Here is a 21,114-nt window from a genome sequence, read left to right as displayed (position 1 = left end):
GTTCCGTTCGGCTGCGGTCACGTGGCGACCACCCGTACCGGGTGGTTGCGGGCGGGCGGCGGGCCGTCGGGGTCGACGGCCAGGGTCATCCGGTCACCGGCGTCCTCCACCACCGCGAAGCCGCCGAAGCGGAGCGTGACCAGCATCTGCCGGTTGGCGCCGGTGGGGACGTACTCCGCGACGGGGCGGCGGCCCGCGGCGAGGGACCGCGCGACGATGTGGTCGACGAGCACCGCGCCGACGCCGCGCGACATCACCCGGCAGGACATCAGCAGCAGTTCGAGTACGGTCGCGTCGTCCCGGAGCGAGGTGACCGCGAGCCCGATGGTGCCGTAGGAGCCGAAGCGGTCCGTGAGCCCCGCGACGAGCACCTCGTGCCCGGGGTCCGCGCACAGGCGGCGCAGCTCCTCCAGGTCGAAGGTGCGGCCCGTGGTGTTGAGCTGGTGCGTGCGCACGGTCAGTTCGTGCGCCCGCGCGAGGTCGGCCCCGGTGGCCCGCCGGACCGAGAGGACCAGGTCGAGCGAGGCCAGGAACTCCGCGGGCGGACCGGTGTGCTCGGCCTCCGCGGCCTTGCGCCGCCGCTCGGTGCGGTACAGCTGGCGCCGCCGCGCCGACTCGTCCGTCACGAACCGCGGCGTGAACTCCGCGTACGAGGTGAGGAGTTCCGCCTCGTGCGCCGGATAGCAGCGGACGTCCGGCAGCGCGGCGGCCACCTCGGCCCGCTCCACCGCGTCGTTGTCGATGAACGCGACCGTGTCGAGCCCGATGTTCAGCTCGGCGGCGATCCGCTCGACGGCCTTGGACTTGGCGCCCCAGCCCACCTCCAGGACCGTGAAGAGGGTGTCGAGCCCGTGCGCGGCCAGATGGGCCGCGGCCACGTCGTACTCGCCGCGGCTGGCCACCGCGTGCAGGATGCCCCGCCGGTCGAGAGCGCGTACGGCCCGCACGGCGGCCGCGAACGGCTCGGGGGCGTCGCCTTCGAGGACGACGCCGTCCCACAGGGTGTCGTCGAGGTCCCAGACCAGGCACTTCACCGTCGGCTCCGGGGCCCGCGCGGGGTCCGTGCCGGGCCCGGCCGTCGTTCCGTCGTGCGGTCCGCGGGTCGGTGCGCTCACCGGGATCCTCCCTCTCGCTGCGGCTCTTGCCGAGCCCGCCGGTGGCCGTGGGCGCGCAGCAGATGGTCGGCGATGTGCAGCTCGGACACCTGGGCCGAGCCTTCGATGATCTCCATGACCTTGGCGTCCCGGTAGCAGCGGCCCACCAGGCTGTCGGGGGCGCAGCCGGCCGCGCCCAGGACCTGTACCGCGCTCCCGGCCACCGAGGTGGCGGCGCGCGCCGCCGCGTACTTGGCGGCGACGGTCTCCACGACGGCGTCCGGGTCACCGGCCGCCCGCAGCCGGGCGGCCCGCAGACACAGCTCCCGGGCGGCGCGGCCGTCCACCACCGCGCGCCCCAACAGCGCGCGCACCTGCTGGTGCTCGGCCAGGACCACCCCGCCCTGCGTGCGCCGCGCGGCGTGCCCGGCGGCCGCGCGCAGACACGCCTCGGCCATCCCGACGCAGCCCCAGGCCACCGTGAACCGCCCGTGGTCGAGCGCGGTGCCCACCACGTGCGACAGGCCGAAGCCAGGCGGCGCGACCAGGTTCTCGGACGGTACGCGCACGGCGTCGAACCGCACGTGTGCCAGCTGGGCGGCGCGCAGGCCGAGCTGGCCGCGCACCGGGTCCCTGCGCACGCCGTGCCGGTCCGCCTCGACGAGCACCGCGACGGGGCGTCCCTCCGCGCGGCCCAGGACCAGGAACACGTCCGCGATCTCGCCGAAGGTGAGCCAGCGCTTCTCGCCGGTCACCGTGTACGCGTCGCCGTTCCGCTCGACCGCGGTGGCGACGGCGGTGAGGTCGCTGCCCGCCTGTGCCTCCGTCGCGGCGAAGGCGGCGATCAGCTCGCCCCGGGCGAGCGCGGGCAGCCACCGCTCGCGCTGCCCCGCGGTGCCCCAGCGCAGCAGCGCGGCGCCCACCATGCCCTGCACGGTGACGAGGCCGCGCAGTGAGCCGCACACGCCGCCGAGCCGGGCGCACGCCTCGCCGAGCTCGGCGGGCGTGACGCCGAGCCCGCCGTAGCGGGGCGGCAGATCCGCGCCGAGCAGCCCCGCGCGCGCGGCCGCGCGGCGGACGTCGGCGGGCAGTTGGCCGCGCGCGTCCCAGTCGGCGGCCGCGTCGCGGACCGCGTCGGCGAACTCCGCTCCCAGGGCCGCCGGGTCGGCCGTGGCCGTGCTGCTCACGCCGCGGCGCCCCGGCTCGCGGTCTTCGCCAGGACGAACTCCCGCAGCCTGCCGAGGGTGCGGAAGTGGTCCAGGTCGAGGTCGTCGACGGTGACCTCGATGCCGTACCGCTGCTCGACGAAGTTCACCAGCTCGATCGCGAACAGGGAGGTCACCAGGCCGAGCGCGAAATAGTCGTCGTCCTGGCCCGGTTCCCGGCCCAGCGCGCCGGACAGGTACGCGCGCAGCTCCTCGGTCACGGCCGCCCTGTCGACGGCGTCCGTTCCGTTCGATGTGTCCATGCGGGGCCCTCTTTCTCACAGGTAGTGGGTGGTGGCGCCGTCACCGATCTCCACGAGCAGCAGGCTCCACGCGGCGACCGGGCTCGCGCTGAGCAGCACCGCGCGCTGCCCCTCGGCCAGGCCGCCGCGGTCCAGCTCCGTGCGGAGGTTCAGCAGGACGTCGTTCGGGCCGAGGTGTCCGTACCGGCGGAGGTTGTCGGAGCACGTCGTGCTGATCTTGATGCCGAGGGCCTCCTCGGTGAACCGGAAGGTGCCTTCGGAGAGGTTGTGGCTGAGGTAGCGGGAGATGTCCCCGGGCGTCAGGTGGTTGCGGTCCAGGAGGCGCTGATGCAACTCGCGCAGGCGGATGCGGGACTCCACGGCGAGCCGGAAGGAGTACTGCGGGAGGTCACGGCACTCCTCGCGCCACCGCGCGGTCGGGCGGTCGCGGTAGTCGACGCGGAACAGGTCCCAGTGGTCGCCGTTGGTCTCCTGCACGACGTCGAGGAGGCGGACCGGGCCGCGGCGCGAGATCACCGCGGCGGCGCCGCCGTCGCCGCTGACCGTCACCGGATGGCGGTAGCGCAGCGGCGTGGGCGGCTTGCTGCCGTGGACGACCAGGACGTGGTCGAGGTCCCCGTCGGCGGCGAGCAGGCCCCGGGCCGTGAGCAGCGCCGGGGTGAGCGACACGCAGCCGAGGCCGCCCACCGAGAAGGTCAGCGCGCGCTCCGCCCCGAGGAGCGCCTGGAGCCGGGTGGCCGCCGAACTCATCAGGGTGTCCGGGACGCGCGCGTCGATGAGGACGAGCGCGCCGAGCTCGGCCGCGGTGAGCCCCGCCTCCGACAGGGCCTGCCGGGCCGCGCGCACCGCCAGGTCGAACGCGGTCAGCGACTCGTCCGCGCGGACCTCGTCGATGCCGAGGCGCGCGCAGGTCTCCCGCTCGCCGTCGCCGAGTTCCGCGAGCCCCGGCAGCTCGGCGACCGGCAAGACCTGGTCCGGCTGGTAGCAGGCGGCCGCCCTGATGGCCGTCACCGGGGGCACTCAGCGGCCCTCGTCGGCGGCGAGTTCGGTGAGCGCCTCGACCACGTGGTCGGCGAAGTCCTCCATGTCGGCGGCGGCGACGGAGCCGCGGTGGATCACGCCGAGTTCGAGCGTCCCGCCCAGGATGTGCGTCTCCACGACGATCGGCACCTGGGTGAGCAGCGAGTGGGGCACGGCGACCAGGGTCATCGGCCGGGGCCGCACATGGGGCCCGCCCAGCTTCGTCAGACCGTCGTTGCCGCTGGCCACGTGCTCGACCAGGACCGGCGGCTCGGGCAGGGCGCGCACGCTCGCCACCGCCGGGGTCGCGGGGCTGAGATGGCGCAGGACGCCGTAGCCGATGCCGTCGTTGGGCACGGAGCGCAGGACCGTGTCGACGCCCGGCAGGGCGTCGACGACCCGGGCGCCGGACGGGACGCGCAGATGGGCCGGGAACAGATGCGTGAACCAGCCGATCGCATCGCTCCGGTCGCCGTTCCACAGCGCGTTCGGCGAGCTGCCCATGCCGACGGTGCTCAGGAACGCGTCGGGCTCGCCGCGCCACCGGGACCAGGCCACGGCGACCGCGGCGAGCGCGGCGCTCTGGCCGGCGGGCCCGCTCTCGGTGAGCCGCGCCGCGACCCGGTCGGCGGCCACCCGGCGGCGCACCAGCCCGGCGGGCGCGCCGTCGGCGCCGTTCTCCGGCACGGGCCGCGACCCGGCCGCCGCGCTCAGGACGCCCTTCCAGTAAGGGAGTTCACCGGCGACCTCGTCGGACGCGGCCATGGCGCGCAGCAGGTGCGTCCACGCGCGCCAGGCGGCCCGGCGCGGGACCGCCGCCGGGGCGTCGCCCGCGAAGGCGGCGTTGAGGTCCTCGACGAGCGGCACGAACGACGTGGAGTCGAAGACGAAGTGGTGGATCGCGAGGACGATCACGCCGGGCCGGTCGGCGCCGCGGTCGTAGAACCTGGCCCGCAGCACCGGGCCGCGCCCCGGGTCGACGTCCGCGAGCAGCTCGTCGAGGTCGGCCTCCAGATACGCCTGCAACTGCTCCTCGTCCAGCGGCGGCAGCACCCGGTGGTCGACGACGCGGGCGCTCTCCCGCTCGGCGCACTCGATGCGCCAGCCCAGGCTGTTGTGCCGGAACCGGTAGCGCAGCGGCTCCTGGACCTCGATCAGGCGGTCGAAGGCCGCGCGCACCGCGTCCGCGCCGATGCCCGCGGCCGTCTCCAGGAGGAGGGGCGTGACGAAGTCCCGGGCCCCGTCGCGCGCCGTGGCGAGCAGGGCCTGCACCAGGGGAGCGGGCGGCACGGGCTCGCGCGGCGCGGATGCGGCGGCGTCGGGCCGGGGCGCGGCGTCGGGGACGGTGGCGGGCCCCGCGGTGGGCCCCGCGGCGGCCCCCGCAAGGGGCCCCGCGCCCTTCGCGGCGACGGCGGCCAGGTCGCGCAGGGTCGGATGGCTCAGGACGTCGTGCGGGGTGAGCGGAAGACCGGCCCGGGTGGCCCGCGAGGCGATGCCCACGCTCAGCAGCGAATCACCGCCGATGCGGAAGAAGTTGTCGTCGGGTGCCACCCGTGCGACGCCGAGCAGCTCGGTCCAGATCCCGGCGAGGACCCGCTCGGCCTCGCGCCCCGCGTCGTCGAGGACCGCACCCGGGGTCACCGTCGTGACCACCGCCGTCAGTTCGTGCGTCGTGTCGCGGTCGGCCATGTCCCTCTTCCTCGTCGTCCGGCGGTCGAGCTTTCCGTTGCTAGTCCTGGGCAGTGCGGCATGGCGCCGGACACGGCCGGGCACCATGTACTCCGGCAGCGCGCGGGCCACCCACTCCGTCAGCTCGGCCTCGTCCGGCGCGTCGTCGCCCGCGACGTGCGCCACCAGGAGCGGGGCGCCGGAGGGCTGTTCCGCCGCGTGGACGAGGGCTTCGCGCACGCGCGGGTGCGCCAGGAGCGCGCGCTCGACCTCGGCCGGTTCCACGCGGTGGCCGCGCAGTTCGAGCTGGTCGTCGGCGCGGCCGTGGAACGCGAGCGTCCCGTCGGCGCGCACCAGGGCCAGATCGCCGGTGCGGTACATCCGCGCCCCCGGCTCGTCCGCGAAGGGGTCGGCGACGAACCGGGCCGCGGTCGGGCCCGGCCTGCCGTGGTAGCCGCGGCCCACGTGGGCGCCTCCGGCGTAGACCTCGCCGCGCTCGCCCCGCGCCACGGGGCGGAGGCGGGCGTCCAGGACGTGGACGCGGACGTTGGGCAGGGGCCCGCCGATGTCCGGGACGGCGTCGGGGACGGTGCCGGCGGCGGCGACCGGGCCCCCGGTCACGCAGACGGCGCACTCGGTCGGCCCGTAGATGTTGTGCACGTCGAACGGCGTCCGCCGCGGCGGACGCACCCGCAGCAGGTCGCCGCCGGTGAGCACCAGGCGCAGGGCGGCGGGCCCGGGCACGTCGGGCAGGTCCGCGAGGACCGTCTCGGCGAGCGGCGTCGGCATGCACGCCACCGTGACGCGGTGCTCGGCAAGGTCCGCGAGGAGCTTGTCCGGGGTCTGCAGCGGGTCCGCGACGAAGTACAGGGCGGCGCCGTGGTACAGGGCCGTCATGACCTCGAACACCGCCAGGTCGAAGCCGGTGGCGGCCAGTTGCGCGAGCCGGTCCCCCGGCCCGATCCCGAACGTGTCGCCGCACCACGTCAGGACGTTGAGCAGCCCGCCGTGCTCGACCTCGCAGCCCTGCGGGTGCCCGGTGGAGCCCGAGGTGTGGACGACGTACGCCAGATCGCGCGGGCTCGCGCGCCGCGGTGGCGCGCCGCCCTCGTCCCGGTCCGGGTCCTCCGCGGCGTCGGGGACCCGGAGGACCGGGACGCTCTCGGGGCCCACGATGCTCATGCCCTCGCCCAGGACCAGCGCGGCGGCGTCGACCCCGGCGAGCACGGACCGCAGCCGCCGCTCGGGAACGGCCGGGTCGAGCGAGGCGAAGGCCGCCCCCGCCCTGTGGACGCCGAGCCAGCCCACCACCAGGTCGGCCCCGCGCGCGGCGAGCACCGGGACGACGCCGTCCGGGCCGACGCCGTGCGCGACGAGCCGCCGGGCGAGCCGGTTCGCGCGCCGGTCGATCTCCTGGAAGGTGTGCTCCCCTGCGGCGTCGATCACCGCGGCCTCGGCCGGGCGCCGCGCGGCGTGCTCCTGGAAGACCTCGCTGACCAGGCGCGTGTCCGTGAGTGCGCGGCGCTCGCCGACGAGCAGGGAGGGAGCCGCGCCGCCGTGCCCGCCTCGGTGGCCGCCGCCGGTCGCGTCGAGGAGCGGCGCGAGGTCGGCGAGCGGCCGGTCCGGGTCGCTCATCACGGCTTCGGCGATGTCCTGGAAGAGCGCGACCAGACGGTGCGCGGTGGCGGCGTCGAACAGGTCGACCGCGTACTCCAGGTACCCGTCCATGGGGCTGTCGTCCTGGTCGTACAGGCCGAAGGTGAGGTCGAACTTGGAGGTGCCCGGGGCGACTCCGGAGACCCCGGCGAGGTCGCCCCGGAGCGCCACGGGCCGCAGGCCCTCCAGGTCGAGCGACGCGGCGACGGTGTTCTGGTGCGTGTAGCAGACCGTGAACACCGGGTGCCGCGACGGGTCGCGGTGGTCGGCGTCGGCGACGATCCTCGCGAACGGGATCTCCTCGTGGTCCAGGACGCCGGTGGCGGTGGCCGCGCACCGCACGACAAGGTCGCGGAAGCCGATCCCCGGATCGACCCTCGTACGGAACGGCAGCAGGTTGTTGAAGTAGCCGATCAGGTCGTGCGTCGCGGGGTTGAACCGGCCCGTCGTCGCCGCGCCCACCACCACGTCCCGCCGGCCCGCCCACAGGTGCAGCAGGGCGTCGACCACGGCGAGCATGGTGACGAAGCTCGTGGTGCTCTCACCGGCGCTGAACGCGCGCAGGCGCCGGGCGAGTTCCTCGTCGAGCGTGAACTTCACATAGCCGCCGCGGTACGACTGCGCGGCCGGGCGCGGGCGGTCGAGCGGCAGCTCGGGGGCGTCCAGGTCGCGCAGCTGCCGACGCCAGTACGCGAGGCCGCGCTCCACGCGCTCCGCGTCCAGCCACCGCCGCTGCCAGGCCGCGAAGTCCGCGTACTGCACGGGCAGTTCGGGCAGGCCGGCCGCGCGCCCGGCGATCCGGGCGCTGTAGCAGGCGGACAGCTCGCGGAAGAACACGGCGGGGGCCCAGCCGTCGAAGGCGATGTGGTGCACGGTGTGCAGGACGACGTGGTCGTGCTCGGCGGCCTTGACCACCACGGTGCGCAGCAGCGGGCCGCGGCCGAGGTCGAAGGGCGCCGTCGCCTCCGCCGTGATCGCGCGGGACAGCGCTTCGGTTCGCTGCTCCTCAGGAAGCGCCGTGAGATCGACGAAGTCCACCTGTGGTTCGGCCGTGTCGGCCAGGGCGTACGGGCTGCCGTCCTCGTCCAGGATGCGGGTGCGCAGCACCTCGTGCCGGTCCACCACGTCGCGCAGGGCTCCGCGGAACGCGACGAGGTCGAAGTCGCCCACGTAGCGGGTGTTGGCGGGGATGTTGTACAGCGGGCTGCCCGGGTTGAGCCGGTCCAGGTACCACAGCTGTTCCTGGTTGAAGGAGAGCGGCAGACGGCCGGGGCGCGGCACCGGAGTGATCGTCCAGTCGTCCCGTCCGGTGCCCGTCGCGCGCACGGCGTCGATGCGCGCGGCGAGGGCGCGCAGGGTGGGGTTCCGGTGCAGGTCGGCGAAGGTCAGCCGGGCGCCGAAGTGCTCCTCGGCCGCCCGCAGCACGGTGATGCCCGCGATGGACGTGCCGCCGAGCTCGAAGTAGTTGGAGTCGGGGCCCACCGCGTCGGCCTTGAGGACGCGCTGCCACAGCGCGGCCAACTCGGCCTCGGTGGCGCCCGGTTCGGCCTGCCGCGCGGGTACGCGGCCGGGGACCTGATCGGGCTCCGGCGCGCGGTCGGGCGGTGGACCACCGGGCGGCAGACACCAGCAGGACACCGCGTCGGCGTCGAAGGGGTAGGTCGGCACCTCGACGCGGCGGGCCCCGGTCCCGGCGTAGTACGCGTTCCAGTCGATGTCCGCGCCGAGCGAGTAGAGCCTGCCGAGCGCGGAGAGCACGCCGTCCCGCGTGGGGTCGGCGAAGAGGCGTACGACGGGCAGCTCCGGGGCGACCCGGGCGAGCTCCCGGGCCAGGGTGCCGTCCGCGGCGAGCTCGACCGCCACGGCGCCCTCGTCGACGAGGCCGCGGGCCGCGCGCCGGAGCCCGGACTCGTCGACCTGGCTGGTGACCGGCGTGTCCGCGGCCCTCAGGCGGGACTCGTCCGCCGTCGCCGGGCTCTGCACGGACCGCACCGCGAGGTTCCCGACGCCGGAGCCGACCAGGCGGGCCGCGGCCAGGCCGAGGGCGCGCGCCAGGCGGTGGACCGCGAGGTGCCGGGCGAAGAGGCGGGCGCCGGGCGGCCCTTCGGCCCGTCCGCCGTCGGCGTCGGCGAGCGCGGGGAAGGCCGCGCACAGGGCCGCCCAGGTCCCGTCGCCGAGTTCGGCGTCGCCGGAGAAGAGCAGCACGAGGGGGGCCGCCGCGGCCGGCTCCCGCTCGGCGTGGGGTGCCCCGCGCAGCGCGGCGGCCAGCTCGTGGCGGTCGCGTACGGTGCCCGCCCAGCGGTACGGGTGGTCGTCCCGGCCCCGGTTCAGCGCGTGGGCGATGTCGGCGAGCCGGTGTCCGGTGGAGCCGAGGAAGTCGGCGACGCGCTCCGCGTAGGCGGCGAGCGCCCGGGGGGACTTCGCGGAGAGCGTGACCAGTTCGCTCTCCGGATCCGGCGGGGCGGGTGCCGGGGGAACGGCGGGCGGCTCCTCGATGACGGCGTGCACGTTGGTGCCGGTCAGGCCGAAGGAGCTGACGCCCGCCCGGCGGGTCGCGCCCGGCGCGGGCTCCCAGTCCTTCGCCTCCGCGTCGACGCGGACCGGGCCGCTGAAGTCGATCAGCGGGTTGGGCGTGCTGAAGTTCGGGTTCGGGTACCGCGTGCCGTGCCGGAGCCCGGCGAGGACCTTGAGGAGCCCCGCGACCCCGGCGGCGTGGTTGATGTGGCCGATGTTTCCCTTGATGCTGCTGATGCCGCACGAGACGCCGGTCCCGACCTCGGCGTCGGCGTCGGCGTCGGCCCCGGCTTCGGCGAAGGCCTGCCGCAGCCCCTCGGCCTCGATGACGTCCCCGAGTCGGGTCCCCGAGCCGTGGCACTCCACGTAGTCGGGCGGGGCCCCGCCCGACTGCCGCCAGGCCTCGACGATCGCGGCGGACTGGGCCCGGGCGCTGGGCGCGCTCATGCTCGTGGCGCGGAAGCCGTTCTGGTTGACGGCGACGCCGCGCACCACGGCGTGGATGTGGTCGCCGTCGGCGAGCGCCTCGGAGAGGCGCTTGAGCACGACGAGCCCGCCGCCCTCACCGGCGGTGGAGCCGTCCGCGGCGGCGTCGAAGGGGCGGCACACCCCGTCGGCGGACACGATGCCGAGCAGGGGCACGTAGTCGCGCTCGCGGATCAGCACCGGGTAGAGGCTGAGCCCGCCCGCGACCGCCAGGTCCGCCCGCCCGTCGCGCAGCTGGTCCACGGCGACCGCGAGCGCGGTCAGGCTGCTGCTGCACGCGGTGTCCACGACGAGCGCGGGCCCGGCGAAGTCGAAGAGGTAGGAGATCCGCGCGGCCGTGGCCGACGGGTGCGAGCCGAGGACCTGCTGCGGGTCGTCGTCCGGGTACAGGCCCGCGTAGTGCGGCTCGGGCGCGCTGAGGACGACCGCGGTCCGCGAGCCCTTCAGGTCCCGGGGCGCGTAGCAGGCGTTCTCCAGGGCGCGGTGGGCGAGTTGGGCGGTCATGCGCTGGTGCGGGTCCATCAGCTCGGCCTCGCGCCGCGACAGGTCGAAGAACCGGTGGTCGAAGAGGTCGATCCGGTCCAGATAGGCCAGGGGGAGATAGCCGGCGTCCGCGGGCGCCCCCGCGTAGTGCACCCGGTCCCGGCCCGGCGCGCGGACGCTGACCCGGCCCGCGCGCAGGTTGCGGTGCAGGGCGTCCAGGTCGTCGGCGTCGGGCAGGGCGAGGGCCACCCCGATGACCGCCACGGCCTCCCGGCCGGAAGGGCTCGGGTGCGTCATGGCTCGTACCTCATAGCTCGTACCTCGTTTCGTCGGAGGGTTCGCCGAGAGGGCGGCCGTCGACCAGGCGGGCCATCGCCTCGACCGTGGTGTGCTCGAACAGGGCGCTCAACGGCACCTCGCACGGGCCGAGTCCGGCCAGGCGGCGGCTGAGCGCGAGCAGGGAGAGGGAGGTCCCGCCGGCCTCGAAGAACTTCTCGTGCACGCCGACCTCGTCCCGGTCGAGCAGCTGCGCCCAGATCGCGGCGACCGCCCGCTCGGTGTCGGTGCGCGGCCGTACCGGGGCGGCGGGGCCGGTCCCGGGGTCCGGGGGAGCGGGCAGGGCGCGGCGGTCCACCTTGCCGTGCGGGGTGAGCGGGAGGGCGTCGTGCGTGACGAACGCGGCGGGCAGCAGGTACGGCGGGAGCCGCCGGGCCAGATGGGCACGCAGCTCCGCGGCGGCGATCACGTCCCGCCCGCCGGGCCCCGCGGCCGGAACCACGTGGGCGATCAGGCGCTTCCCCCCGCCGCCGGGGCTCTCCCGGGCGACCACGACCGCGCCGGCCACCCCCGGATGCGCCCTGAGGGCCGCCTCCACCTCGCCGGGCTCGACCCGGTAGCCGCGGATCTGCACCTGGTCGTCGACGCGCGCGCGGAAGAGGAGCTCGCCGTCCGCCGTCCACACCACCAGGTCCCCGGTGCGGTACATGCGCTCACCGGGCCCGCCGAACGGGCAGGCCACGAACCGCTCGGCGGTGAGCGCGGGACGGCGCACGTAGCCGCGCGCCAGACCCGTGCCCGCGAGGTACAGCTCGCCCTCCACCCCCCTCGGCACGGGCCGCAGCAGGTCGTCGAGCACGTACACGCGCATGTTGTCCAGCGGCCGCCCGATCGGGACGGCGGCGCCGATCCGGTCGGCGGCGGTGATCCGGCGGCAGGTGGCGAACACCGTTGCCTCCGTGGGCCCGTACCCGTTGACGACGACGGCCTCCGGCCGGTCGCGCAGCAGCCGGGCCACGGTTTCCGGCGGCACCGCCTCGCCGCCGGTCCACACCTCGCGCAGCCCGTCGAGGCCGTGCGGGTGGGCGTCGGCGAGCAGGGGCAGCAGACCGGGGGTGATGAGGAGTGCGGTCACCCGCCGCTCGGTGATCACCTTCGTGTACGCGTCGACGTCCAGCCTGCCGGGCGGGGCGAGGACGACGGCGCCGCCGCCCAGGAGCGGCACCCACAGTTCGTAGACGGCCATGTCGAACGTCGGCGTGTTGTGCAGCAGCACCCGCTCCTGGGCGCCGCCCGCCCAGACCCGGTCCGCCGCCATGTCCACCACGGCGCGGTGGCTGACCCCGGAGCCCTTGGGCAGGCCCGTGGACCCGGAGGTGTAGATGACGTAGGCGAGCCGGTCCGGCCGCCCCGCGTCCGGCAGGTCGTCGCCCGGCTCGTGGGACAGGGCCGCGACCGTGTCCGGAGCGTCCACGACGAGGCGCGGCCACGGGCCGTCGGGCAGGTCGGCCGCCACGTCGGACGCGGTCACGAGGAGCGCCGGGCGCGCGTCGCGCAGCAGCGACTCCAGGCGCTCCGGCGGATGGTCGTGCGCCAGCGGCACGTACGCGCCCCCGGCCTTCAGGACGGCGAGCACCGTCACCACGTACTCCGGGGACCTCGGCACGGCGACGGCCACGGCCGACTCCGGGCCGACGCCGCGCCGAGCCAGGACGCGGGCGAGCCGGTTGGCCCGCGCGTTCAGCTCCCGGTACGTCAGGGAGGTGTCGCCGTGCACTACCGCGACGGCGTCCGGAGCGGCGGCGGCCCGCCGTTCGAAGAGCGCGGGGACGGTCACCGGCGGGGTGGGCGCGGCGGTGTCGTTCACATGGCGCAGCAGGTCACGTTCGGCGGGCGACAGCGCGTCCAGGGCGGCGAGGCGCGCCCGGGGGTCCGCCACAAGGCGGCCGACGAGCCGGGTGAACCGGTCGGCGAGGGCCTCCGCGGTGCTCCGGTCGAACAGGTCGGCGGCGTACTCGACGAGCCCGGAGAGGCCCTGCCCCGACTGCCGTTCGCCCGGTGACGGCTCGTCGACCTGGAAGAGCAGGTCGAACTTCGCGGTCCCCGTCACGACCGGCTCCGGGGTGGTCTTCAGCTCGGCGAGTTCGAGGTCGCCCAGGCCCCGCTGCCAGGAGAACATCACCTGGAACAAGGGATGGTGGGCGGTGGAGCGCTCCGGGTTGAGTGCTTCGACGAGTCGCTCGAAGGGCACGTCCTGGTGGTCGTAGGCGGTCACGGCCTTGTCCCGCACCTGCCGGACGACGTCGTCGAACGACGGGTCGCCCGACAGATCGGCCCGCAGCACCCAGGTGTTGACGAAGAACCCCACGAGGTCCGCCAGGCCCTCGTCCGTGCGCCCCGCGATGGACGAGCCCACGGTCAGATCGTCGCCGCCGCCCATGAGCTGAAGGAGCACCGCGAGGGCGGACTGGAGCACCATCGGCACGGTCGCGCCGTGCGCGCGGGCCACGTCGTCGAGCGCCGACCGCACCTCGGGAGCGAGCCGGAACGCGACGGTGTCGCCGCGGTGGCTCGCCACCGGCGGGCGCGGCCGGTCGGTGGGCAGCCGCAGGGGCTGCGGGGCACCGGACAGGTCGCGCTGCCAGAGGGTGTAGTCGGCGTACTGGACGGGGAGTTCGGCCCATTGTGGCGTGTCGCCCTGGCGTCGGGCGGTGTAGGCGGCGGCCAGGTCGCGGGCGAGGGGGCGCATCGATTCGCGCATCGATTCGCCGTCGGCGGCGATGTGGTGCAGGAGCAGCACGAGGACGTGTTCGTCCGGGGCGCAGCGCAGCACGCACGCCCGGACCGGAAGCTCCACCGAGAGGTCGAAGCCGTGGCCCACCACCTCGGACACCGTCGCGGTCACCGCGTCCGGCGCGACGTCCCGTACGGGCACGTCGACGACGAGGTCGCCCACCGGCACCACGGCCTGCGCCGCCACGCCCTGGCCGTCCGCCACGAACCGGGTGCGCAGGCTCTCGTGCCGCGCCGCCACGTCCCGCACCGCCGCCGCCAGGGCGCGCACGTCCAGGTCCCCGCGGAGCCGGACCACGAGCGGCAGGTGGTACGTCGGCAGGGGTTCGAGCGCGTCGAGGAACCTCAGGCGGTGCTGGGCGAACGACAGGGGCACCCGGGCGGGCCGCGCCTCGGCCCGCCGCAGGACCGGACGTGCCGACCGCGCCCGCGCGCCCACGTGCTCCGCGAGGCGCGCCACGGTCGCCGCCTCGAACACCGCCCGGATCGGGACGTCCACGCCCAGGGCCGCGCGCATCCGGTTGACCAGGCGCGTGGCGAGGAGGGAGTGCCCGCCGACGTCGAAGAAGCTGTCGTCGATGCCCACGGGCGCGGCCCCGACGTTCTCCGCCCCGAGCACCTCGGCGAACAGCGCGCACAGCAGCCGCTCCCGAGGGGTGCGCGGCGCGCGGTAGGCCGCGGCGCGGACCGGCTCGGGCCGCGGCAGCGCCGCGCGGTCGAGCTTGCCGTGCGGGGACAGGGGCAGCCGGTCGAGCGCGACGAAGGCGGCGGGCACCATGTAGTCCGGAAGCAGCCCGGTGAGGAAGGCGCGCAGCTCGGCGGGCGGCGGCCCGTCCCCGCCGTCGGCGGGGACGGCGTACGCGACCAGCCGGCGGGCCGCGGCGGTGCCCTGGACCACCACGGCTGCCCGGCCGACCCGGGGGTGGGCGGCGAGGGCGGCCTCGATCTCGCCGGGTTCGACGCGGTAGCCGCGGATCTTGACCTGGGAGTCGGCGCGCCCCGCGTACTCCAGCTCGTCCCGGGCGTTCCAGCGGGCCAGGTCGCCCGTGCGGTACATGCGGGTGCCCGGGGGCCCGAACGGATCGGCGACGAACCGCTCGGCGGTGCGGGCGGCGCGGCGGTGGTAGCCCCGGCCCACGCCCGCGCCCGCCAGGTACAGCTCGCCGGTGGCGCCGTGGGCGACCGGGGCCAGGCCGGGGCCGAGGACGTAGGCGCTCACGTTGCCGAGGGGACGGCCGACCGGCACCCCGCGGGCGTAGCGGCGGCCGGGGTCCAGGACGTGGGAGGTGGCGTAGAACGCCTCGCTCGGGCCGTAGCCGTTGATGATCCGGACCCGGGGCCAGTGGGCGCGGACGCGGTCGACCAGGGCCGGGGGCAGCGCCTCACCGCCGAGCGCCAGTGCCCGGGGGCGGACGCGGTGGCCGATCCGGTCGACGAGTTCCGCGAAGGCCGACGGCACGGAGCTGATGACGTCGACGTCCCAGGCGTCGCGCTCGGCGAGGGCGAGCACGTCGCGGACGAGCTCGACGCAGCCGCCGGTGACGAGGGTGCAGAAAACCTCGAAGGCGGCCATGTCGAAGCCGATGGAGGTGCCGGTCAGCATCCGCCAGGCGGGCGCGTCGACCTGCCCGGCCAGGTCGGCGAACGGGTTGACGAGGTTGGCGTGGGTGAGGGCCACGCCCTTGGGCCGCCCGGTCGAACCGGACGTGGCGATGACGTACGCCAGGTGCTCCGGGCGCGGGCGGGGCGGCGGCTCCTGTGCGCGGCCCGCCGGTCGGGGGCCGGTGACGTCGTCGAGGAGGACGGCCCGGGTGCCCGTCTCCGGCAGCCGTTCGGCCGTCGCGGCGTCGGTGAGGATCAGCTCCGGGCGCACGTCGGTGAGGATGTGGCCGATGCGGGTGCCGGGGTGCCCCGGGTCCAGCGGCAGATACGCGCCGCCCGCCTTGAGGACGCCCAGGATGCAGACGACGAGGTCCGCGGTGCGCGGCAGGGCGAGCGCCACGACGGTCTCCGCGACCACGCCGTAGTCGGCGAGGGCACGCGCGAGCCGGTCGGCGCGGGCGTCGAGCTCGGCGTAGGTGTGGGACACCTCGCCGCAGACCACCGCGCGGGCGTCCGGGCACCGCCTCGCCTGCTCCTCGAAGAGGTCGACGACGGTCCGCTCCGGCGCCCCGACGGCGGTGTCGTTGAGCGTGTGCAGCAGCCGCTGCCGCTCCGCCGTCGCGAGGACCTCGAGCCTGCCGACCAACACATCGGGCCGCGCGGCCAGTTGGTCGAGCACGTGCCGGAAGCGGTCCGCGATGACCCGGGCCGCGTCCTGGCCGATCACGTTCCGCTGGTGCTGGAGCGTCAGCCGCAGATGAGGATCGGCGGCGGCCATCACCGTCAGCGGGTAGTGCGAGCCCGACAGTGGGCGGATGCCGGTGACCTCGATGCCCGCGGCGGCGTTCGCCTCGCCGAAGCCGACCCGGTCCACGGGGTAGGACTCGAAGGCGACGAGGGTGTCGAAGAGGACGTCCGTCCCCGTGGCGCGGTGGATCTCGGTGAGGCCGCAGTGGTGGTGGTCGAGCAGCGCCGCCTGCCGGTCCTGGAGGCCGGTGAGGACCTCGGCGACGGTGTCGGCGGGCGCGCACCGCACCCGCACGGGCAGCGTGTTGATGAACATCCCGGCCATCGCGTCGACGCCGGGCACCGCGCCGGGACGGCCGGACACCGTCGCGCCGAACACGACGTCGTCCCGGCCCGTGAGACCGCCGACGAGCAGCGCCCAGGCGCCCTGCACCACGGTGTTCAGGGTGACGCCGAGGGCGGCCGCGCGGGCGGCGATGCCGCGGGCCAGGTCCACGGGGACGGGCACCTCGACCTGGCCGAACCCTTCGGCCTCCGCCGCGGGGGAGGAGGGCTCCACCCTGGGGGAGGCGGGCTCCGCCGCTCCAGGGGCGGTTTCCGCGGCCGGGGCGAGCAGCGTCGGCTCCGTCACCCCCGCCAGCTCATCGGCCCACGCCCGGGCCGCGGCTTCCCGGTCCTGCCCGGCGAGCCACGTCAGGAAGTCCCGGTACCGCGGCGCCCGCGGCAGCGCGGAGCCGTCGCCACCGGCCCCGTAGAGCCGCAGCAGATCCTGCGTGAGCACGGGCAACGACCAGCCGTCGAACAGCAGATGATGGGCCGTCAGGACCAGCTCGTACCGCTGCGCCGCGCGGCGCACCCACGTCATCCGCAGGAGCGGGGGCGCCGCCACGTCGAAGGGCCGCCGCGCGTCGTCGGCCAGCAGCGCCTCCAAGGCCGCGTCCTGCCCTTCGGCCGTGCTGTCCCCCGTCAGATCCACTTCGCGCCACGGCAGCTCCACGCCGTCCACCACGACCTGCACGGAGTCCCCGTCGGCCGCCGCGACGAAGGCCGTCCGCAGGTTCGCGTACCGGTCGAGGAGCGCCTGCCCGGCCGCCCGCATCCGGGCGGCCTCCCCGTGCCCGCGCAGATGGAGGACGAACTGCACGTGGTACGCGTCCGGCTCGCCGTCGGCGTACAGCGTGTGGAACAGCAGGCCCGACTGGAGCGGGGTGAGCGGCCACACCTCCGCGAGCCCCGGATACCGGCGCTCCCAGGCCTCGATGTCACGCTGGCGCACCGGCACGAGGGGCACGTCCGACGGCGTGAGCCCACCCGCTCCGGGGCCGCGGGCGTGGCGGGCGAGCCCGCCGATGGCGGCGCTCCACAGCTCCGCGAGCTCCCGCACCAGGGCGCGCGGCACCGCGCCGGTGGCGAACGCGAACTCCGCGTCGAGGCAGGGGCCGTGCGCGGTGTCGACCACCATCGAGTTGATCTGCACCGCGGCGAGCGCGGGCAGGTCGGCGCCCGTCTCGGCGGTCGGCTCGCCGAGCCCGGCGACCTGGGTGAAGCCGAGGCCGCGCAGCCGCTCCGGCATGTCGGCGGGGGAGAACCGGCCCAGGTAGTTGAAGCCGATCTGCCCGGTGGGGTGCGGGCCGAGCACGGCCGCGGTGCGCGGGTTGAGCTCGCGCAGGAGTCCGTAGCCGATGCCGCCGTCGGGCACGGCGGCGAGTTGCTCCTTGACGGCCTTGACCGCGCCGCCGGCCGCCGCCCCGCCCGCGAAGGCCTCGTCGATGTCGCACCCGGACACGTCGAGACGTACGGGGAACATGCTGGTGAACCAGCCGACGGTACGCGACAGATCGGCGCCGGGGACCACCGCCTCCTCGCGCCCGTGGCCCTCCAGGGTCAGCAGGAGCGAGGGCTCGTCGACCCCGCGCGCCCGGCGCAGGCGGGCGACCGCGAGGGCGAGCGCCGCGAGCAGACCGTCGTTGACCCCGCAGCGGAAGGCCGCGGGCAGCGTGGTCAGGAGCGCCTCGGTGACCGGGGCGGGCAGCCGCAGGCGCACCGTGTCCACCGTGGCCGTGACGTCCACCGCCGGGTCGAACCCGCGGGTGCCGAGCACCGGGTCGGGGCCCTCCACGACGGCCAGCCACCGGGGCAGCTCGGCCGCCCTGCGGTCGCTGGCCGCCTCCGCGGCGAGGGCGTGCGCCCACCGCCGGAAGGAGGTGCCCACTTCGGGCAGCGCCGGAGTCCTGCCCGCGCGCACGTCGGCCCAGGCGGCGGCGAGGTCCGGCAGCAGGACGCGCCACGACACGCCGTCCACCACCAGGTGGTGCAGCACGACGAGGAGCCGTCCCGGGCCCGCCGCCGGGCCCGGGTCGAACCACGCGAACCGTGCCATCACCCCGGCCGCGGGATCGAGGAGGCCCGCGGCCGCGCCCCGCTCCGCCGCGACGGCGCGCCGCCACCGCTCGTCGTCCGCGGTGTCCCCGGGCCCGGGGGCGGCCACGCGGTGCAGCAGCGCGCCCGTGTCCACCGAGCCCGGCGCCCCGACCAGCAGGCCCTCGGCCGCGTCGCCGTCGGTCACCAGGCGCGAGCGCAGCACGTCGTGGCGGTCGACGACCGCGGCCAGGGTGGCGACGAGCCCGGCCCGGTCGATGCCGTCGGGCAGGTCGAGGAGGACCGACATGGCGAACCGGTCGATGCCGCCGCCGCGCTCGCGGACGTACCGCGCGACGGGCGGCAGCGGCAGGAACCCCGCACCGCCGCCGTCCGGTTCGGCGCGGGCCCGGGGCTCCCCGCCGCCGTCGGGCCCGGCGGGCGCGAGCCGGGCGAGCTCGGCCACCGTCCGGTGCTGGAAGACCTGGCGCGGCGTGACCTCCACGCCCCGCGCCCGGGCGCGGGAGACCACCTGGATCGAGCGGATGCTGTCCCCGCCCACGGCGAAGAAGTCGTCGTCGACGCCGACCCGGTCCAGGCCGAGCACATCGGCGTACACGTCCGCGATGACCTGCTCGCGCCGGGTCCGGGGCGCCCGGTACGCGCCGGTGGTGAACTCCGGCTCCGGCAGCGCCGACCGGTCCGGCTTGCCGTTCGGCGTCAGCGGCAGCCGGTCGAGCAGGACGTACGCCGCCGGGACCATGAACTCCGGGAGCCGGTCCGCCACGAACCGGCGCAGCTCGGCCGCGGTCACGCCGACGTGGAAGTCGATGTCGCCGACGCCCGCGATGCCGCCCTCGCCGACGCGGACGACGTACGCCGCGAGCCGTCCGCCGCCGTCCGCCCCCGCGCGGGCGACCACGACGGCCTGCGCCACGCCGGGGTGCGCGGCGAGCGCGGCCTCGACCTCGCCCGGCTCGATCCGGAAGCCGCGCACCTTCACCTGGGTGTCGGTGCGGCCCCGGTAGCCGAGGAGGCCTTCGCGGGTCCAGGCCACGAGGTCCCCGGTGCGGTACATGCGCTCCCCGGGCCCGCCGAACGGGCAGGCCACGAAGCGCTCCGCGGTCAGGGCGGCGCGGCCCAGATAGCCGCGCGCGAGCCGGTCGCCCGCGATGTACAGCTCGCCCGGCACGCCCACAGGGACCGGGCGGAGGGCCGCGTCCAGGACGTACAGGCGGGTGCCGTCGAGCGGCCGCCCGATCGGCACGGCGGCGCCGACGTCGGCGGCCGCGCGCATCTTGTGCGCCGACGCGGACATGGTGGCCTCCGTCGGGCCGTACGCGTCGACGACCGCGGTGCCCGGACAGGCGGCCAGGACGCGCCGGACCGCGGCCGGGGGCACCACGTCGCCACCGGCCCACACCTCGCGGACGCCCGCGAACGCCTCGGGCAGCTCGTCGGCCACCACCCGGAAGAGGCCCGCCGTCACCAGGAGCCCGGTCACCCGCTGCTCGGCGATCAACTCGGCGAGGGCCGCCGGGTCCAGGGTGTCACCGGGCGCCACCACGATCGTGCCGCCGCCCAGGAGCGGCACCCACAGCTCGTACGTGGCGGCGTCGAAGGCCTGCGTCGAGTGCATCAGGACGCGTTCGTGACCGGTGCCCGCGTACGCGCGGTCGAGGGCGAGCCGGACCACGCCGCGGTGCGTGACGCCGACGCCCTTCGGCGTGCCGGTGGAGCCGGAGGTGTGCATCACATAGGCGAGGTGCTGCGGCGAAAGCGCCGCCACGCGCTCCTGACCCGGGCCGGTACGGACGTCCAACTCGTCGAGGAGCAGCAGCTCTTGGGCGTCCTGGGGCAGGACGTGCCGCGTCGCCGCGTCGGTCAGGACGAGGAGCGGGGCCGCGTCCGCGAGCACCAGGCCGAGGCGGGCGCTCGGATACCGGGGGTCGACGGGTACGTAGCCCGCACCGGCCTTCACGACGCCCAGGAGCGCGACGACCAGCTCCGCCGAGCGCGGCAGCGCGACGGCCACCAGCGCGTCGGGGCCCGCCCCGCGCCGCACCAGCTCGCGGGCGAGCCGGTCGGCGCGCGCGTTCAGCTCCCGGTACGTCAGGGAGGTGTCGCCGTGCACTACCGCGACGGCGTCCGGAGCGGCGGCGGCCCGCCGTTCGAAGAGCGCGGGGATGGTCAGGTCGGGCGTGCTCACGTCCGTGTCGTTGAACGTCCGCAGCAGCCGCTCCCGCTCCTGGGGCACCAGCGGGTCCACCGTGCCGAGCCGCGCCCGCGGAGCGGCGGCCAAGTGCCGTACGAGGTGCGTGAAGCGTGCCGCGAGGGCCTCGGCGGTGCCGCGGTCGAACAGGTCGGTGGCGTACTCCAGGCCGCCCACGACTCCGCCCGGCGCGTCGGCGAGCGCGAACACGAGGTCGAACTTCGCCGTCCGGGTGGGGACGAGCGCGAAGGCCGACCGCAGCCCCGGCACGTCGAAGACCTCGTGATCCGTGGCGCGCCAGGAGAACATCACCTGGAACAAGGGGTGGTGGGCGGTGGAGCGCTCCGGGTTGAGGGCCTCGACGAGTCGCTCGAAGGGCACGTCCTGGTGGTCGTAGGCGGTCACGGCCTTGTCCCGCACCTGCCGGACCACGTCCACGAACGACGGGTCGCCCGACAGGTCCGTCCGCAGCACCCAGGTGTTGACCAGAAATCCGACCAGCTCCCCGAGCCCCTCGTCGGTCCGCCCCGCGATCGGCACCCCGAGGGTGAGATCGTCGCCACCGCCCATCAGGTGGAGCAGCACCGCGAGGGCGGACTGGAGGACCATCGGCACCGTGGCGCCCTGGGCCCGCGCCACCTCCTCGACGGCGGCCAGGACGTCGGCGTCGAGGGCGAACGCGACGGTGTCGCCGCGGTGGCTCGCCACCGGCGGGCGCGGCCGGTCGGTGGGCAGCC

Annotated in this window: 6 protein-coding genes; all 6 read right to left on the bottom strand. The window is 76.1% G+C overall.

All coding sequences use genetic code 11. The annotated features are described in order from the left end of the window. Positions 1-17: 17 nt before the first annotated feature. The 6 genes from IG74_RS0103735 to IG74_RS45495 are packed head-to-tail and all read right to left on the bottom strand — an operon-like array spanning position 18 to position 21,085. Complete coding sequence (locus tag IG74_RS0103735; RefSeq protein ID WP_078868550.1) at positions 18-1,115, bottom strand: HAD-IIIC family phosphatase; 1,098 nt, start codon at positions 1,113-1,115, stop codon at positions 18-20. Beyond that, positions 1,112-2,281, bottom strand: coding sequence for an acyl-CoA dehydrogenase family protein (locus IG74_RS0103730; protein WP_234334196.1), 1,170 nt, complete (start codon positions 2,279-2,281; stop codon positions 1,112-1,114). Before IG74_RS0103730 ends, IG74_RS0103735 begins: the two co-directional genes overlap by 4 nt. Then, entirely contained in the window at positions 2,278-2,562 is a 285-nt protein-coding gene (locus IG74_RS0103725; protein WP_030669506.1) for an acyl carrier protein, read from the bottom strand. The genes IG74_RS0103730 and IG74_RS0103725 overlap by 4 nt, the downstream gene beginning before the upstream one ends. A gap of 15 nt (positions 2,563-2,577) precedes the next feature. After that, positions 2,578-3,573 (bottom strand): 3-oxoacyl-ACP synthase III family protein, encoded by a 996-nt coding sequence (locus IG74_RS0103720; RefSeq protein ID WP_030669503.1) that lies wholly within the window; start codon positions 3,571-3,573, stop codon positions 2,578-2,580. A gap of 9 nt (positions 3,574-3,582) precedes the next feature. Further along, the gene (locus IG74_RS47640; protein WP_051854506.1) at positions 3,583-10,686 is read right to left on the bottom strand and encodes a non-ribosomal peptide synthetase; all 7,104 of its coding nucleotides are present in this window, start codon (positions 10,684-10,686) and stop codon (positions 3,583-3,585) included. A 10-nt stretch (positions 10,687-10,696) separates the two neighbouring features. Further along, positions 10,697-21,085: a non-ribosomal peptide synthetase gene (locus IG74_RS45495; protein WP_051854505.1), complete on the bottom strand. Its 10,389-nt coding sequence runs from the start codon at positions 21,083-21,085 to the stop codon at positions 10,697-10,699. Positions 21,086-21,114 lie beyond the last annotated feature (29 nt).

The organism is Streptomyces sp. NRRL B-1347 (assembly GCF_000720325.1).
GTDB lineage: Bacteria > Actinomycetota > Actinomycetes > Streptomycetales > Streptomycetaceae > Streptomyces.
Note: the sequence above shows the minus strand (reverse complement) of the source record. Positions and strands in the feature narration are given on the sequence as shown.

Coding starts and splice junctions, on each gene's coding strand:
- IG74_RS47640 (WP_051854506.1), bottom strand. CDS start 10,686: ATGACGCACCCGAGCCCTTCCGGCCGGGAGGCCGTGGCGGTCATCGGG.
- IG74_RS0103725 (WP_030669506.1), bottom strand. CDS start 2,562: ATGGACACATCGAACGGAACGGACGCCGTCGACAGGGCGGCCGTGACC.